Raw genomic sequence first — 393 nt, forward strand, 5'->3', positions numbered from 1 at the left:
CCGAGACGCTCCAGCGCCGACTCGTCGACGCGGACCGGCGGACGAAACAGCATCTCGCTCTGGACCAGCGCTGGGCCGGCGACGCCCACGTGAACGTCTACCTCCTCGCGAACGCCGACGAACTGGTTGACCGACTGGGCAACCGCGGCTATCGCCTCGCCCAGTTAGAAGCCGGCATCGCACTCGGTCGACTGTATCTCGCGACCTACGCTCACCGCGATCTGGGCGGGACGGGTCTCACGTTCTACGACGACGGAGTGACGGAACATCTCTCTCCGCGTGCGACAAGAGAGACGCCGATGTGTCTGTTCGCGTTCGGCCGGCGGGACGACTGACCCCGGACCGTCGGCCGGCAGGCTACAGTCGCCGCTCCCGGCCCACCGTCTCCAGCGC

The 393-nt window shown here is 67.9% G+C and carries 1 pseudogene; it reads left to right on the plus strand.

Going from position 1 to position 393, the window contains the following annotated elements:
• Nucleotides 1-335: pseudogene (locus SM755_RS23335) on the plus strand (dehydrogenase); the annotation flags it as partial.
• Nucleotides 336-393: the final 58 nt, after the last annotated feature.

The sequence above is a fragment of the Natrialba sp. PRR66 genome, assembly GCF_034808065.1.
Taxonomy (GTDB): domain Archaea; phylum Halobacteriota; class Halobacteria; order Halobacteriales; family Natrialbaceae; genus Natrialba; species Natrialba aegyptia.